This window comes from Sphingomonas metalli (genome assembly GCF_014641735.1).
GTDB lineage: Bacteria > Pseudomonadota > Alphaproteobacteria > Sphingomonadales > Sphingomonadaceae > Sphingomonas > Sphingomonas metalli.
Window position 1 is genome coordinate 747,619 of sequence record NZ_BMIH01000001.1, and the last position, 13,788, is coordinate 761,406.

Annotated in this window: 9 protein-coding genes; 3 read left to right on the forward strand and 6 right to left on the reverse strand. The window is 69.6% G+C overall.

The annotated features are described in order from the left end of the window. Positions 1-124 precede the first annotated feature (124 nt). The 3 genes from gyrB (at position 125) to IEX18_RS03860 (ending at position 4,769) form a co-directional block, all read left to right on the forward strand. Entirely contained in the window at positions 125-2,656 is a 2,532-nt protein-coding gene (gene gyrB, locus IEX18_RS03850; RefSeq protein WP_188657305.1) for a DNA topoisomerase (ATP-hydrolyzing) subunit B, read from the forward strand. A 311-nt stretch (positions 2,657-2,967) separates the two neighbouring features. Continuing rightward, the gene (locus IEX18_RS03855) at positions 2,968-4,005 is read left to right on the forward strand and encodes an LLM class flavin-dependent oxidoreductase (protein WP_188657306.1); all 1,038 of its coding nucleotides are present in this window, start codon (positions 2,968-2,970) and stop codon (positions 4,003-4,005) included. Then, complete coding sequence (locus IEX18_RS03860; RefSeq protein ID WP_188657307.1) at positions 4,002-4,769, forward strand: class I SAM-dependent methyltransferase; 768 nt, start codon at positions 4,002-4,004, stop codon at positions 4,767-4,769. The genes IEX18_RS03855 and IEX18_RS03860 overlap by 4 nt, the downstream gene beginning before the upstream one ends. 579 nt (positions 4,770-5,348) lie before the next feature. Here the strand turns inward: IEX18_RS03860 and IEX18_RS03865 are convergent. The 6 genes from IEX18_RS03865 to ptsP form a co-directional block, all read right to left on the reverse strand. Next, positions 5,349-5,729: a hypothetical protein gene (locus IEX18_RS03865; protein WP_229664344.1), complete on the reverse strand. Its 381-nt coding sequence runs from the start codon at positions 5,727-5,729 to the stop codon at positions 5,349-5,351. 81 nt (positions 5,730-5,810) lie between these two features. After that, entirely contained in the window at positions 5,811-7,775 is a 1,965-nt protein-coding gene (ftsH, locus tag IEX18_RS03870; RefSeq protein WP_188657308.1) for an ATP-dependent zinc metalloprotease FtsH, read from the reverse strand. A 126-nt stretch (positions 7,776-7,901) separates the two neighbouring features. Continuing rightward, entirely contained in the window at positions 7,902-8,936 is a 1,035-nt protein-coding gene (gene tilS / locus IEX18_RS03875) for a tRNA lysidine(34) synthetase TilS (RefSeq protein WP_188657309.1), read from the reverse strand. A gap of 479 nt (positions 8,937-9,415) precedes the next feature. Further along, on the reverse strand, positions 9,416-10,390 hold the full coding sequence (locus tag IEX18_RS03880) for a tetratricopeptide repeat protein (RefSeq protein WP_188657310.1): 975 nt from the start codon (positions 10,388-10,390) through the stop codon (positions 9,416-9,418). Positions 10,391-10,421: 31 nt separating this feature from the next. Beyond that, positions 10,422-11,399, reverse strand: a complete 978-nt coding sequence (locus IEX18_RS03885; protein WP_188657311.1) for a helix-turn-helix domain-containing protein — start codon at positions 11,397-11,399, stop codon at positions 10,422-10,424. Between the two features lie 115 nt (positions 11,400-11,514). Continuing rightward, positions 11,515-13,788, reverse strand: a complete 2,274-nt coding sequence (ptsP, locus tag IEX18_RS03890) for a phosphoenolpyruvate--protein phosphotransferase (RefSeq protein ID WP_188657312.1) — start codon at positions 13,786-13,788, stop codon at positions 11,515-11,517.

Below are 13,788 nucleotides of genomic sequence, written 5' to 3' on the forward strand. Positions count from 1 at the left end.
CGATTCGCACTTGAACGATGCTGAACCGGTTCGGCAGCGATCGTTCAGGAAAGGACGGGGTCCGGGACGGGCGGAACGGGTCATTTCGCTTCCGTTAGCCCCCCCGAATCCCTATATCCTCGACATGGCAGACACCCCCCAGACTTCCTCCGGCGCCGGCGAATATGGCGCGTCTTCGATCAAGGTGCTCAAAGGGCTCGACGCGGTGCGCAAGCGGCCGGGCATGTATATCGGCGACACCGACGATGGCTCGGGCCTCCACCACATGGTGTTCGAGGTCAGCGACAATGCGATCGACGAGGCGCTGGCCGGCCATTGCGACCGGATCGATATCCAGCTGAACGCCGACGGTTCGGTCAGCGTCACCGACAACGGCCGCGGCATCCCCACCGGCATCCACCCCGAAGAGGGCGTGTCGGCGGCGGAGGTCATCATGACCCAGCTGCACGCCGGCGGGAAGTTCGAGAACACGTCGGACGACAACGCCTACAAGGTGTCGGGCGGGCTGCACGGCGTCGGCGTGTCCGTCGTCAACGCCCTGTCCGAATTCCTCGACCTGACGATCTGGCGCGACGGCGAAGAGCATTACATGCGCTTCCAGCATGGCGACGCGGTCGCGCCGCTCAAGGTCGTCGGCAAGGCCGAGGGCAAGAAGGGGACGCGCGTCACCTTTCTCCCCTCGCCCGCAACCTTCAAGATCACCGAGTTCGACTTCGACAAGCTCGAGCATCGCTATCGCGAGCTCGCCTTCCTCAATTCGGGCGTGCGGCTGTTCCTGACCGACGCGCGCCACGACGAGCCGAAGACGGTGGAGCTCTATTACGAGGGCGGCATCGCTGCCTTCGTGAAGTGGCTCGATCGCGCCAAGACGCCGCTGTTCCCGGAGCCGATCGCGATCTCCGGCCAGCGCGAGTCGATCGGCATGGACGTCGCGCTGGAGTGGAACGACAGCTATTACGAGAACGTCCTCGCCTTCACCAACAACATCCCCCAGCGCGACGGCGGCACGCATATCGCGGCGTTCCGCGCGGCGCTGACCCGCACGCTCAACGCCTATGCCGAACGGTCGGGCATGCTGAAGAAGGAGAAGGTGTCGCTGACAGGCGACGACATGCGCGAGGGGCTGACCGCGATCGTCTCGGTCAAGCTGCCCGATCCGAAGTTCAGCAGCCAGACCAAGGACAAGCTGGTCTCGTCCGAGGTGCGCCAGCCGCTCGAATCGCTGATCGCGGACAAGCTGGCGCAATGGCTGGAAGAAAATCCGCAGAACGCCAAGGCGATCGTCGGCAAGGTCATCGACGCCGCCGCCGCGCGCGAGGCGGCGCGCAAGGCGCGCGAGCTGACCCGGCGCAAGGGCGCGATGGACATCGCCAGCCTGCCCGGCAAGCTGGCCGACTGTCAGGAGCGCGACCCTGCCAAGTCCGAACTGTTCCTGGTCGAGGGCGACTCGGCCGGCGGATCGGCCAAGCAGGGGCGCAACCGGCATTTCCAGGCGATCCTGCCCCTGCGCGGCAAGATCCTGAACACCGAGCGCGCGCGGTTCGACCGGATGATCTCCTCCAAGGAGATCGGCACGCTGATCCAGGCGATGGGCACGGGCATCGGCCGCGAGGAGTTCAACGCCGACAAGCTGCGCTACCACAAGATCATCATCATGACGGACGCGGACGTGGACGGCGCGCATATCCGCACGCTGCTCCTCACCTTCTTCTACCGCCAGATGCCCGAGCTGATCAGCCGCGGGCACCTCTACATCGCCCAGCCGCCGCTCTACAAGGCGACCAAGGGTCGGTCGGAAGTCTACCTCAAGGACGATGCGGCGCTCGACGACTATCTGGTCGATGCCGGCGTCGGCGCGATGGTGTTCGAGACTTCGGGCGGCACCCGTACGGGCAAGGATCTGCGCGACCTGACCGACCACGCGCGGCGGATGCGCACGCTGATGCGCTACGTCCCGCGCCGCTACGATCCTGCAATCATCGAGGTCCTCGCGCTGGGCGGCGCGCTCGATCCCGCACTTGATCGCGAGGGGCGGCAGGCGCGCGTGGCGGAGGTCACCCGGCGCCTCGATGCCGGCGACGGCGAGGGCCGGTGGAGCGCGCGGCTGACCGAGGATGGCGGCGTGCATTTCGAGCGCCTGTGGCGCGGGGTGACCGACCACCATATCGTCGAGGCGAGCTTCATCTCCTCGGCCGAGGCGCGCAAGCTGCACGTGCTCGCCGCCGAACAGGCCGACAGCTTTGCCGAGGCAGGCCGGCTGATCCGCGCCGGTGCGGCGCAGGCCGAGGTCGAGGAGGAGCCGGCGGCGGATACGGCAGAGGACGAGGGCGCAGAGGGTGCCCCCGGCGCCGCAACCCGCGTCGTGACGGTCAAGGGCGAGACCCGCGTGGCGCGTCCCTCGCAGTTGCTCGACGCGATCCTGGCGGCGGGGCGCAAGGGCCTGTCGATCCAGCGCTACAAGGGGCTGGGCGAGATGAACGCCGAGCAGCTGTGGGAGACGACGCTCGATCCCGCCGTCCGCTCGATGCTGCGCGTGACCAGCGAGGATGTCTCGGCGGCGGACATGATCTTCACCCAGCTGATGGGCGAAGTGGTCGAACCGCGGCGCGAGTTCATCCAGGACAATGCGCTGAACGTGGCCAATCTGGACGTTTGAGGGGCGCCGGGGACGATTGTTCGCGCGGAGGCGCGGAGACGCGGAGGTGTTCCGTACCGGGTGATGGCGCGCTTCACAGCGATCCACATTGTCACCCCGGCGAAGGCCGGGGCCCAGTTGGGCGAGCGGTGGTGAGTCATCGCGGAGCTTCACCCAGCTGGGCCCCGGCCTTCGCCGGGGACGCGTGAAAGGTTGGAACGTCCTGGGTCCCACGATATCGGGACGATCGCTCAGCCACCTTTGCACCTGTGCGCGAACACACCCCCGATCGCCGGCCGCTACGGGCGCCGGATAAAGGACCACCCAGCACCATGACCCTGCAACTCGGCCTCGACACGTTCGGCGACGTCACCGAGCAGGACGGCGTCGCCGTCCACCCCGCACAGGCGATCCGCGACGTGGTCGAGCAGGGCGTCGCCGCCGAGCAAGCCGGCCTCGATTTCTTCGGGGTCGGCGAGCATCACCGCGCCGACTTCGCCGTCTCCTCCCCCGAAATGGTGCTCGCCGCGATTGCCGCACGAACACAGCGCATCCGGCTGGGCTCGGCGGTGACCGTCCTGTCCTCCGACGATCCGGTTCGCGTCTTCCAGCGCTTCGCCACGCTCGACGCGGTATCGTCGGGCCGGGCGGAAGTGATCCTAGGTCGCGGCTCGTTCACCGAGAGCTTTCCGCTCTTCGGCTATCCGCTCGACCAGTATGAGCGGCTGTTCGACGAGAAACTCGACCTGTTCGCCACCCTGCGCGGCACCGAGGGGCCGGTGACGTGGCGGGGCAGCGTGCGACCATCGCTGACGGAGCAGAGCGTCTTCCCGCCCGTCGAGCACGCGCCGCTCACCACATGGATCGGCGTCGGCGGCAGCCCGCAATCGGTCGTCCGCGCCGCGCATTACGGGCTGCCGATGCTGCTGGCGATCATCGGCGGCGATCCGGCGCGCTTTCGGCCCTATGTCGACCTCTACGCCCGCGCGCTGGCGGAGGGGCAGCGGCCCCTCCTGCCGGTAGGCGTCCACTCCCCCGGCTATGTCGGCCGCGACGACGCAACGGCGCGCGAGGAGTTCTTTCCCGACTATAAGCGGATGCACGACCGCATCGGCAGCACGCGCGGCTGGCCGCCGCTGTCGCGCGCGCAGTTCGATGCGGAGGTCGAGGGCGGCTCTCTCTATGTCGGCGGGCCCGAGACGGTGGCGCAGAAGATCGCGCGCACCGTACGCACGCTGGACCTGTCGCGCTTCCAGCTGAAATATAGTGCGGGTCCGCTGTCGCATGCCCGGCTGATGGGCTGTATCGAACGTTACGGGCGCGAGGTTGCCCCCCGCGTGCGGGCATTGCTGGAGGAGAAGGACGCATGAAGCCGATCTGGACGCTGACCCTGATGCTCGCCGCCGCGCCCGTCGCCGCGCAGCAGGCCCCTGCCCCCGCACGCCCGGCCGCAACGCCGGTGCCGGCGACGATCGCCAAGGCGCTGGCCGATCCCGCCCGTGCCGACCAGCAGGGCGACGACGAGCGCCGGCAGGCGGCGGCGGTGATCGCCTTTTCGGGCGTGAAGCCCGGCGACACCGTGATCGATTATCTGCCGGGCAGCGGCTATTGGAGCCGCATCTTTTCCGGCGTGGTCGGCCCCAAGGGCAAGGTGATCGCGGCCTGGCCGGCGCGCGCCGGCACGTCCGATCGGGGCAAGGCCGGCGTGCAGGCGCTGGCCGATCGCAAGCTGCCCAATGTCACGGCACAGATCCAGCCGGGCGACCTGCCCTCAAGCCCCGTCCCCGCCGATCTGTTCTGGACCGTCCAGAACTATCACGACATTCCCAATCGCGGCGCAGGCGAACCGGCCCTGCGCGCCTTCGACGCGGCGGTGTTCAACCTGCTGAAGAAGGGCGGCACCTATGTGGTGATCGACCATGCCGATGCAGCGGGCAAGGGGATGGCCAATACCGAGACCACCCACCGTATCGATCCGGCCGCGGTGCGCCGTCAGGTCGAGGCCGCCGGCTTCCGCTTCGTCGGCGAGAGCCGCGTCCTGCACAATCCGGAGGATGACCACAGCAAGAACGTGTTCGATCCGGCGATCCGCGGGCGGACGGATCAGTTCGTGTACAAGTTCCGGAAGCCTTGAAAGGGGGCTGAGGTCCAGGGCTGGATGACAACACCCCGACCCGTTCGAGCTGGATGAAGTCGAAGCGCAGGTGAGTCTCAGGCCCTTCACTGCGCTCAGAGCGACCGGTCGGAAGGTGGGGCGACCCCACGGGGCCATCACCCCTCCCCTTCAGGGGAGGGGTCGGGGGTGGGGCGCTTCCACAAGCGGCACGGCCGGGAAGAGGTCCCACTGCCATCCCCCCTGAAGAGGATTGCGGCATGATCCATACGTCATCCCCGCGAAGGCGGGGATCCAGACGCGCGGGAGCGTGCCGCATTACTCAGAATCGTCAGAGGATATGGATCCCCGCCTTCGCGGGGATGACGGTAGCGGGACAAGCCTGGGCTTTTGGAAAACGCCCATGAACGGCACCGGCTTGAGGTAAAACCTCTCGCCGTTTCATGCATGAGCAACCGCCGACCTCATCCCCCGATCGTCGCCCCGGCGCAGGCCGGGGCCTTTGGCGGCTGGAGCGGGACGACCGCGCAAGATCCCAGCTGGCGCCGGGATGGACGAACAGGGAAAGGCGCGGCCACGCCACCCCGTCAGTCGCCCCCCTCACCGGCACGGGAACTTCCGGCCCAGCACCTTCGCGTATCCATCGCGCAGCGGCCGCTTCTGGTCCGCGGCCGGCAGGGCGGCGAGGCTGTCGATCATCTCCTCGATCCCGACCGACTCGCCCTCGGGCACGCAGGCGATGCCGGGCTTGTGCGCGGCGAGGCGGCGGGCATTCTCGGCCTTGAGCTCGACGCGCGCCTGCCGCGCCTCTTCCTTCAGCACCTGGAAATCGGGGGAGAGCATTGCGGCGAAGCCCATGCTGCGCAGCGCATCGGCCCGTTCGACGAAGGTGCCGGTCGTCATCGCCGCGCCGGCCGGGGCGGCGACCGCCGCGAGGCCCAGCCCCGCGGCACACAGAAGAGATAAGGACCTGAACGACATGGGCCGACCTTTCCGATGTGGGAAAGGCCGGCCCATGCCGTATGTGGTCTTGCCCGGCGCTGAACACGCCGGACGGGGGACTCACGCGCCGAGCGGCGTCGCGCTACCGAACGGGCCCGGGTTGCGCCGGGTCTTCGGGATCGACGTGCCGGTGACCGGCACGGTCGGCGTCTTCGGCCCCTGATCGACCCGGCCGATATCCTCGCCCGCGATCAGCTTCTTGATCTCCTCGCCCGACAGCGTCTCATATTCCAGCAGCGCGCCGGCGAGCAGGTGGAGCTGGTCGACATGGTCGGTCAGCAGCTGCTTCGCACGATGCAGGCCGCCCTCGACAATCGCCTTGATCTCGTCGTCGATCAGCTGCGCGGTCTGGTTCGACATGCGCACCGGCTGCGAAGACGAATAGCCGAGGAAGCTCTCGCCCTCCGGCTGGGCATATTCGACCGGACCGACCTTGTCCGACATGCCCCATTTGGTGACCATGTCGCGCGCCAGACCCGTGGCGTACTGGATGTCGCCGCTCGCGCCCGACGAGACCTTGTCATAGCCGAAGATGATCTCCTCGGCGACGCGCCCGCCCATCGCCACGGCGAGGTTCGCGTACATCTTGTCGCGGTGATAGCTGTAGCTGTCCCGCTCCGGCAGGCGCATCACCATGCCCAGCGCACGACCGCGCGGGATGATCGTCGCCTTATGGATCGGGTCGGACGCCGGCTCGTGGACCGAGACGATCGCATGGCCCGCCTCGTGATAGGCGGTCATCCGCTTCTCATCCTCGGTCATGACCATGGAGCGGCGCTCGGCGCCCATCATCACCTTGTCCTTGGCCTCCTCGAACTCGGCCATGGCGACGAGCCGCTTGGACTTGCGCGCCGCCATCAGCGCCGCCTCGTTGACGAGGTTGGCGAGGTCCGCGCCCGAGAAGCCGGGCGTACCGCGCGCGATCACGCGGGCGTCGACGTCGGGCGCCAGCGGCACCTTCTTCATATGCACTTCGAGGATCTTGATGCGGCCCTCGATGTCCGGCCGCGGCACCACGACCTGGCGGTCGAAACGGCCCGGACGCAGCAGCGCGGGATCGAGCACGTCGGGGCGGTTGGTCGCCGCGACGATGATGATGCCCTCGTTCGCCTCGAACCCGTCCATCTCGACGAGGAGCTGGTTCAGCGTCTGCTCGCGCTCGTCGTTACCGTTGCCGAGGCCGGCGCCGCGATGGCGGCCGACCGCGTCGATCTCGTCGATGAAGACGATGCACGGCGCGCTCTTCTTGGCCTGTTCGAACATGTCGCGCACGCGGCTGGCGCCGACGCCAACGAACATCTCGACGAAGTCGGAGCCCGAGATGGTGAAGAAGGGCACGCCCGCCTCACCCGCGATCGCGCGGGCGAGCAGGGTCTTGCCGGTGCCGGGCGAGCCGACCAGCAGCGCGCCCTTCGGAATCTTGCCGCCGAGGCGCGCGAACTTGGACGGATCCTTCAGGAAGTCGACGATCTCGGTCAGCTCGGCCCGCGCCTCGTCGATGCCGGCGACATCGTCGAAGGTGACCTTGCCTTCCTTCTGGGTCAGCATCCGCGCGCGGCTCTTGCCGAAGCCCATCGCGCCGTTCGCGCCGCCGCCCTTCTGCATCTGGCGCAGCACGAAGAAGGCGATGCCGAGGAACAGCAGGAACGGCAGCGACTGGTAGAGCAGCACCATCCAGACCGAGGGGCCATCCTCGGGCTTGGCGGTGATCGCCACGCCCTTTTCGCGCAGCTTGCCGACCAGCGTCGAATCAGGGAGCGGATAGGCGCGGAACTTCTCGCCGTTGCTCATCGTGCCGGTGATGATGTCACGGCTGATGTTGACGTCCTTGACCGTCCCCTCGTCGACCTTGTCGAGGAAGGTCGAATAGGCGATCTGGTTGCCGCTGCCGGCACCCGGCGAGCGACCGTCCACCATCGTGACGAACAGCGCGAGACCCAGGAGAATCGCTACCCAGATCAGGAGGCTCTTCATCCAGGGGTTGCCCCCGCCATTCTCCGGAGAGGGCTTATTGTTGTCGTTCATGGCCACCGCGATACCTTTCCCCGACAAGATAGGCTCACAGGGGTTAATGGCAATGGAACAAAATGCCCGTCCTTGCGACGAAAGCACGCTGGCGTGCGGCGGTACGTTGCTGCCGTGCCTGAGGCGTTAAGCATGATCGCGCCGCGGCGGAGCGGGTGCCGCCGTCCAGACCGTGCCGCGCGGAGTGACGACCACGCCGCCCTGTGTCGCCCGCCTGCCCTCCGCCAACGCGTCGAGCATCGCTTCCACATGCGTCTCCGGCCCGAACGGCGGGCGGACGATGGCATGGGACGCGCGGACGGCCGCGATCAGGCGACGGAGCAGCAGGCGGCGCAGCGTGCGGGGCTGGTCCGCGACGTCGATCGCGGCGTCGGCCGGCCGTTGCGACCAGACTCGGTCGGCGAGCTGCTCCCAGTCGGCGAGCATCTCGGCGAGATGATCGGCGGAGCGGGCGATGCTGCCCGTGTCGAGTTCGGGGATCGCGGCGAGCCATTGCCGCACGCGGGCGCGGGCGAAACGGGGATCGCGGTTGGACGGATCGTCGACCACGGGCAGCGCCAGCGCGGCGACGATCGCGGCCAGCTCGGCCCGGCGCCAGCCGAGGAGCGGGCGGACGAGCATCACCGCGCCGAGCGGGCGGCGACGGCGGATGCCGGAGAGGCCGGCGACCCCGCTGGCGCGATTGGCCCGCATCAGCATCGTCTCGGCCTGATCGTCGGCATGGTGCGCGGTGGCGACGAACCGCGCCCCCTGCCCCGCCGCCCAGGCCGCCAGCGCGGCATAGCGCGCCGTCCGGGCACGGGCCTGCAGGCTGTTCGCGGCGATGGGCCGCGCGGGCGTCAGGACCGCATGGGGGATGGCGTGATCGGCGCACCAGCGCGCGACCATCGCCGCCTCGCCGGCGCTCTCGGCGCGCAGCCGGTGGTCGAAGGTGGCGGCGATCACGTCGCCCGGCAGCGCGGCGGCCGCGAGCGCGAGCATCGCCATGCTGTCGGGACCGCCTGAGACTGCCAGGGCGAGCGGGGGGTGTGGCTCGCCTGTGAGGGCCGCGAGGTCTGCGGCGAAGCGGGTGACGAGATCAGGGGCGAGCACGGCTGCTGTGGTTTCAGAGGCGGCAGCTTTGGGCAAGGTGGTTGGCGGGCTGATCGGGGCCGTGTCCATAGGATCGATAACGATCAGCTTTGTTCACCCGCGTTCGCCCTGAGCGAAGTCGAAGGGCAGCTCTCCACAAGGTGCTTCGACTGCGCTCAGCACGAACGGGTGGTTACGACTGATCCAAACCAACCCCAAGCCGTCGCAGCGCGCTCCGTCATCCCGGTCTCAGGGATGTCGCCTCTACCCGTCATGCCGGACGAGTTCCGGCATCCACGGCGCCGCAAACGCACAACCCGTTGAATGCGCGCAACGGTGGATCCCGGAACAAGTCCGGCATGACAATCGACAGGGGGGCGTCGCCGCGGTTTTCGGAGAGGTCTCGCCTGCGCCTGGGTGACGCGAGTGAATGGTCCGACCTTCGCGACATCACCAACGCGGCTAGCCAGACGACGTCAGCGCCGTTCTTTCCGACTGCACCGCAGACAAGAACGGTGCTTCGACAAGCTCAGCACGGACGGAGGAGAGAGGCATCACGCCCCCACCCCTCACTTGCACTTGGCGGCGGTGCGTCCCTTCGCGATGTCGGCCTTCATCGCGGCGGACAGCTTGCCCGCATAGACGTCGCTCAGCTCGTCATAGACGCGGCAGGCGTCCGCCGGCTTGTTGAGCTTGACCAGCGCCTGACCGAGATAGAGCAGGCTGTCCGGCGCCCGCTCGCCATCCGGCATCTTCTTGTAATTTTCGTAAAAGGCCATGGAGGCCAGGCTGGGCTTGCCGTCGTCGAGATAGGCGCGGCCGAGCAGGTTCTGCGCATAGCTGGCGCGGCGACTGTTCGGATGATCGGCCACCGTCTTCTTCAGCTGCGCCTGCGCCTCCGGGTACAGGCCGGCCTGCCACAGGCGGTAGCCGTAGAGGTAGTTCTCCTCGGCCGCATCGCCGCTGGCGGAGGGGCGCTTGACCGCGGCGAGCTTGGCGGCGCGTTCGGGGTCCATCACCGGCTCGGCAGAGGCGGTAGCGGGCTTGCTGCCGGCGACGGGGCGGGAGGGGCGTGCGGGGGCGATCGGCGCGGGTTCGTCCGCGCCGCCGGTCGCACCCGTCGCGGCGGGCGTGGTCGCGGGCGCGGCGGCGGCGTTGAGCTTGGCGTCGGTCGCGGCCTTGTACGCCTCGAACTGCTCGCGCAGCTGGCGGATCTGATAGCCGTTCTGCTCCGCCTGCCCGGTCAGCGTCGCCATCTGCGATTCCAGCGAGGAGACGCGCGCGGTCAGATCGGCGAGCGGGGTCGAGGCGGGCGCGCCGGGCACCTCCACCGGCGTGTCGGGCCGAACGATCTGCGGCTGGACGAGCTGGCCGTCGCCGCCCGGGAAGACCTTGCGCTGGACGGCGCGCATCTCGCTTTCCAGCCGCCCGACACGGGCTTCGACGGTGCCGGTCTGGGCGGCGGCCAGAGCCGGCAGGGTCGCGGCGGCGACCCCCCCGAGCAGAACGGGCGCGAGCAGCGCGGGGCGGATCAGCTGGGTCATGCGGCTTCTTCGTCGAAAGGAGGGCGGCCGGTCACTGGCCGTCGGGCGTGGTCGCAGGCGGCGGCGGGTTGGCGGCGGATTCGAGATTGGCGCGCTGCACCTCGCTGAGCGCGCGGGTCGGCCGCGGCCGGGGTGCCGCGGTGCGCGCGGCCGGTCGGCGCTCGCGCGTCTCGACCGGCGGGATCGGCGCCAGCGGCGCGCCGACGGTGGGCGAGGCGGACGGGCTCGGGCCGGTGCCCTGACCCGCACGGGCCAGCAGCGACGCGGCATCGACCGGCACGTCCTTGATCGGGCGGCGGCCGTCGCCGAGCGGCGGGATCACCGTGTCGCCGACCGTGATGCGCAGCTCGTCGGGGCGACCGACATTGATCTTGGGCGCATTGGCGGTGGCCGGCACCTCGAAGCTGTCGCCGGGTTTGAGCGTGCCGAGATAGAGGGTGGTGTTGGCCGCGTCGTAGACGCGCATCCACACCTCGCCCGTGGCCGCGGCGAGGCGGACGGGCCCGGTCACCGGCGTCGGCGAGGGCGCCGGTGCCGCGACGACGGGGGCGAAGGGAGTCGCGGGCCCGCCGGCGACGGTGGGGGTCGCGCCGTTCTGGCGGAACAGGTCGGTGGCGTAGTAGAGGCCGGCGAGCACGATCACCGCGATCGCCAGCCCCAGCCCGATGATCGCGACCCCGCGCGAGGGCACACGCGCGGGATCCGCCGTCTCGTAGGGCTCGTACTCCGGCGCGCGCGGCACATGGGTCAGCTCGGCACGGACATCGCGGGCGACCTCGGCATCGTTGACCCCGACCGCGCGGGCATAGGCCCGGGCGAAGCCCACCGCATAGGTCGGCGAGGGCAGCTGGCCGAGCTCCATCGCCTCGATCGCTTCAAGATGGCGCAACGGCACCCGCGTCCGCGATCCCACCTCTGCCAGCGACAGCCCCTGCGCCTCGCGCGCCGTGCGCAGCCGATCGCCCACGCGCTCTGGCGTTGCGGTGCCGCCGGGCTCGACCTCTGTCATCCAACCAACTCCGATGCGGGCCGCCACCCCGGCCTGCGATACCCCATGTTCCAGAGCCTCCCCGGCCTGTCAACGCAAGGCTGCCCTATCGCGGGCGGGACGGGACGCGGCACGCTCAAGCCAGGTCGATTCCCTGCGCCACCGCCCAGGCTTCCAGCGTCCCGCGCAGGTCGCGCGGCGGGTTGGCCAGCAACGCGGCCAGCTCTCCGGTGGCCGCGGCGCGGTCCAGCGAGCGGATCATCGCCTTGACCGGCCCGACCGCCGCGGGGGTGATCGACAGCCGGTCGACCCCGATCGCGATCAGCGCCAGCGCCTCCAGCGGCCGCCCGCCCATCTCGCCGCACACCGCGACCGGTACGCCCGCGGCATGCGCCTCCTCCGTCGCGCGGCGGATGAAGCGCAGGATTGAGGCGGACAGCCAGTCATAGCGCTCGGCCAGCTTGGGATTGGCGCGATCGGCGGCGAACAGGAACTGGGTCAGGTCGTTGGTGCCGATCGACAGGAAGTCGATATGGGGCAGCAGCAGGTCGAGCTGCTCGGCGAGCGCCGGCACCTCCAGCATCGCGCCGAAGCGGATGTCCTGCGGCAGGCGCTTGCCGCGCGCCGCCAGCCAGTCGCGCTGGGCATCGAACAGCGCGCGCGCCTCCTCGAACTCCCACGCCTCCGACACCATCGGGAACATGACCTGGAGCGTCCGCCCCGCCGCCGCCTCCAGCAGCGCGCGCGCCTGCGCCTTCATCAGCCCGTCGCGCTCCAGCGCCAGCCGCAGCGCGCGCCAGCCCATCGCCGGATTCTCCTCGCCCTCGCTCTCGACGGTGAGGTAGGGCAGCGCCTTGTCGCCGCCGATATCGACGGTGCGGAAGATCACCGGCCGGTCGCCCGCCGCCTCCAGCACCTCGCGATAGAGCCGCTGCTGCCGCTCGCGCTGCGGCAGGGTGGCGGACACGAGGAACTGGAACTCGGTGCGGAACAGCCCGATCCCGTCCGCGCCGGTCAGGTCGAGCGCGGCGACGTCGTCGCGCAGGCCGGCATTGACCATCAGCGTGACGCGATGCCCGTCCTTCGTCTCGGGCGGCAGGTCGCGCAGCGCGGCAAAAGCGGCCTTGCGCTTCTGCCGCAGCGTCAGCTTGGCCTCGAACGCCTCCTCCATCGCGGCGGAGGGGCGGACGAAGACATTGCCCTCGGTCACGTCGAGCAGCAGCAGGTCGCCCTCGCCGATCAGCCGGCGCACGTCGCGCACCCGGCCCAGCACCGGCACGCCCATCGCGCGGGCGACGATGGTGACGTGCGCGGTGAGCGATCCTTCCTCCAGGATCACCCCCTTCAGCCGGCGACGGTCATATTCGAGGAGCTCGGCCGGGCCCAGATTGCGCGCGATCAGGATCGTGTCCTGCCTGAGCCCCAGCTGCGCCGCGGTGCCGACCTGCCCCGAGACGATGCGCAGCAGCCGGTTCGACAGGTCCTCCAGATCGTGCATCCGGTCGGCGAGCAGCGGATCGTCGATCTGGCGCATGCGCTGGCGGGTGCGCTGCTGGACGCGCTCGATCGCCGCCTCCGCGGTCAGGCCGCTGTCGATCGCCTCGTTGATCCGCCGCGCCCAGCCCTCGTCATAGGCGAACATCTTGTAGGTCTCGATGACCTCGACATGCTCGCCGCCGACGCCGAACTCCGCCTCGCGCGCGATCCGGTCGATCTGCTCGCGCATCTTGTCGAAGGCGGCATAGACGCGGTGGCGCTCCGCGTCCGTGTCCTCGGCGACGGTATGCTCGACGACGATGCGCGGCTGGTGGAAGACGGCGAAGCCGGAGGCCATGCCCTCGACCAGCTTCTGCCCCGGGATGCGCAGCGAGGCGGAGGATTGCGGCCGGCTCTGCCCGGCATTGGCCTGGTCGATCAGCCCCGCATTGGCGATCAGTTCGGACAGGACCATCGCCACCGTCTGCAGGGCCTCGATCTCGATATCGTCGTAGCGGCGCTGCTCGGCATGCTGGACCGCCAGCACCCCCACCACCCGCTCGCGCCGGATGATCGGCACGCCGGCGAAGCTGTGGAAGCGCTCCTCGCCGGTCTCGGGCTTGTAGGCGAAGTCGGGATGGCTCGCCGCCTCGTCGAGGTTCAGCACCTCGCCCTGCGCGGCGATCGTGCCGACCAGCCCCTCGCCCAGCGCCAGCTTGGTGACGTGGACCGCCGCCTCGGCGAGGCCGCGGGTGGCGAACAGCTCCAGCACGCCTTCGCGCAGCAGATAGACCGAGCAGACCTCGCTATGCGTCTCCTCGCCGATGATCTGCACGACCTGGTTGAGCTTCGCCTGTGCCGGCGTGCGCGCGGCCATCACGTCGTGAAGACGGACCAGGATCTCGCGGGCGGAGGCGGCGGCGGTGGCGGGCAT

What these genes read in the sequence shown, in the direction of transcription:
- IEX18_RS03885 (WP_188657311.1), bottom strand. Translation starts at nt 11,399, where the DNA reads ATGACAGAGGTCGAGCCCGGCGGCACCGCAACGCCAGAGCGCGTGGGC.
- IEX18_RS03865 (WP_229664344.1), bottom strand. Translation starts at nt 5,729, where the DNA reads ATGTCGTTCAGGTCCTTATCTCTTCTGTGTGCCGCGGGGCTGGGCCTC.
- IEX18_RS03860 (WP_188657307.1), top strand. Translation starts at nt 4,002, where the DNA reads ATGAAGCCGATCTGGACGCTGACCCTGATGCTCGCCGCCGCGCCCGTC.
- IEX18_RS03880 (WP_188657310.1), bottom strand. Translation starts at nt 10,390, where the DNA reads ATGACCCAGCTGATCCGCCCCGCGCTGCTCGCGCCCGTTCTGCTCGGG.
- ptsP (WP_188657312.1), bottom strand. Translation starts at nt 13,788, where the DNA reads ATGCCCGCCACCGCCGCCGCCTCCGCCCGCGAGATCCTGGTCCGTCTT.
- gyrB (WP_188657305.1), top strand. Translation starts at nt 125, where the DNA reads ATGGCAGACACCCCCCAGACTTCCTCCGGCGCCGGCGAATATGGCGCG.
- ftsH (WP_188657308.1), bottom strand. Translation starts at nt 7,775, where the DNA reads ATGAACGACAACAATAAGCCCTCTCCGGAGAATGGCGGGGGCAACCCC.
- tilS (WP_188657309.1), bottom strand. Translation starts at nt 8,936, where the DNA reads ATGGACACGGCCCCGATCAGCCCGCCAACCACCTTGCCCAAAGCTGCC.
- IEX18_RS03855 (WP_188657306.1), top strand. Translation starts at nt 2,968, where the DNA reads ATGACCCTGCAACTCGGCCTCGACACGTTCGGCGACGTCACCGAGCAG.